General features: G+C 75.7%; 2 protein-coding genes. Both read left to right on the top strand.

The window, feature by feature from the left end; genetic code table 11:
• The first annotated feature begins 275 nt into the window (after window positions 1–275).
• The gene (locus HYE82_RS36010; protein WP_306439693.1) at window positions 276–623 is read left to right on the top strand and encodes an MGMT family protein; all 348 of its coding nucleotides are present in this window, start codon (window positions 276–278) and stop codon (window positions 621–623) included.
• Between the two features lie 393 nt (window positions 624–1,016).
• A partial coding sequence (locus tag HYE82_RS36005) for an ATP-dependent helicase (RefSeq protein ID WP_309144568.1) occupies window positions 1,017–2,306 on the top strand: 1,290 nt, incomplete at its 3' end.

Raw genomic sequence — 2,306 nt, 5'->3', positions numbered from 1 at the left:
CCCGGAAGGCTCGCCGGGGCGGGGGCTCGGCTCCGGGCTCGGTTCGGGATGCGGGTGCGGCTCTGGGCGCGATCCGTCGTCCTCGGTCGCGCCGTCCGGAGGGCTCACACCCTGCTCCTTCGTCGTCACATCCGTCTCTTCTTGATCACGTATCACCAGTCACCGCCCGGAAGATGGTGGCACGGACCGGCGGTCGCGGGGGGCAGCAGGGTGCGCGCCGGTGCGGAACGAAACACTCCGCAGAAGCCTCCGCGACGTGCGGCACCATGGGCGGAATGAGCGAGGAGCTGCCCGCGTACGCGGAGCGCGTGCTGGACCTGGCCGAGCGGATTCCGCCCGGCCGGGTGATGACGTACGGGGACGTCGCCGAGTGGCTCGGCGAGGCAGGGCCGCGCCAAGTAGGCCGGGTGATGGCCCTGTACGGGGGCGCCGTGCCCTGGTGGCGCGTCGTACGGGCGGACGGGCGCCCCCTGCCCGGCAGCGAGCACCGGGCCCTGGAGCACTACCGGGCCGAGTCCACCCCGCTGCGGCTGACGGCCGACGGTGAGGCACGCCTGGACATGAGGCGGGCCCGCTGGGACGGGAGCGACGCTGGGGCCGAACGGGACGAGGGTCACATCTGACAGCTTCGTCCACGCACTGCCCCGGAGGGGAGTGGGCCGCCGGTGCGCAGGACCGTACGGGGGACTGCCCGGGGGACCCGCGGCCGCCCTCCCCCGGCGGCTCCCGCGGCCCGCGGCGGCGGCCCGCCCGGCACCCGGAGCGGCCCGCCCGGCACCCGGAGCGGCACCCGGAGCAGCACCGGGAGCTGCACCCGGAGCTGCACCGGGAGCTGCCGACCGCGCCCGACCTCGGCGAACTGCACGGGGCGTCCCGCTTGCCGTAGCGTTGCCCCTTCGGCATGCGCCGAGGCAGCAACCGCAGCAGACCCACCAGGACCGGCACCCCACGTGATCACCTCTTTCCCCAACCGCTCCCAGCGGCGGCGTACGCGGACCCCGGATGCGTACCGCCTCGTGCGCGGCGGCCCGCGGCGGGTGGAGTCCCCTGTGCTGGACGCAGCACAGCAGGCGGTGGTTGATCACACCACCGGACCGCTGCTGGTCCTCGCCGGGCCCGGCACCGGCAAGACCACCACGCTCGTCGAGGCGGCCGCGGCCAGGGTCGAGGGCGGGGCGGACCCCGCCCGCATCCTGATCCTCACCTTCAGCCGCAAGGCCGCCGTGGAACTCCGGGACCGGGCCGCCCTGCGGCTCGGCGGCGCCCTCGCCCCGCAGGCCACCACCTTCCACTCCTTCTGCTACGGGCTGGTCCGCGCCCACCAGGACACCGACCTGTTCAACGACCCGCTGCGGCTGCTGTCCGGTCCCGAGCAGGACGTCATGGTCCGCACCCTGCTGGAGGGCCAGCGCGAGATCCGGTCCATCCGCTGGCCCGACGACCTGCGGGCCGCGCTCACCACGCGCGGCTTCGCCGACGAGGTCCGCGCGGTCCTCGCCCGCGCCCGCGAGCTGGGCCTCGGCCCCGGCGCCCTGGACGCGTTCGCCTCCCGCCAGGGCCGCCCCGACTGGAAGGCCGCGGCCGCCTTCCTCTCCGAGTACCTGGACGTCCTGGACATGCAGGGCACGCTCGACTACGCCGAACTCCTCCACCGCGCCGTCCTGCTCGCCGAGCGGACGCCCGCGCTGGCCGCCGCGTACGACGTGATCTACGTGGACGAGTTCCAGGACACCGACGCCTCGCAGCTCCGCCTGCTCCGGGCCCTGGCCGGGCCCGGCGGCACCCTGGTCGCCTTCGGCGACCCCGACCAGTCGATCTACGCCTTCCGCGGCGCGGACATCAACAACACGCTCGACTTCCAGGGCGCCTTCCCCGGTGCCGCCGTCCGCGCCCTGACCGTCGGCCGCCGCTCGGCCGCGAACCTGCTCGCCGCGACCCGCCTGCTGACCACCCGCATGCCGGTGCCGCGGCTGCCCTCGGAGGCGGTCCGGGCGCACCGCGGGCTCACGCCCACGCGGGACGGCGGCCGGGTCGAGGTGTACACGTACCCGACGGCGGGCGCCGAGCTGGACGACATCGCCGACATCCTGCGCCGCGCCCACCTGGAGGACGGCGTGCCCTGGCAGGACATGGCCGTCCTCGTCCGCGCCGGCGGCCGCACCCTGCCCACGATGCGGCGCGCCCTGATCGCGTCAGGCGTCCCGGCCGAGACCGACGGTGCTGACATCCCGCTCCGCCACGAACCCGCGGTCTCCCCCCTCCTCACCGCCCTCCGCGCCGCATCGTGGGCAGGGTGCGGCCGCCGG

It is taken from the genome of Streptomyces sp. BR123 (assembly GCF_013401435.1).
Classification (GTDB): Bacteria; Actinomycetota; Actinomycetes; order Streptomycetales; family Streptomycetaceae; genus Streptomyces.
The sequence above is the reverse complement of the archived record's forward strand: the minus strand, read 5'-3'. Positions and strand labels throughout refer to the sequence as shown.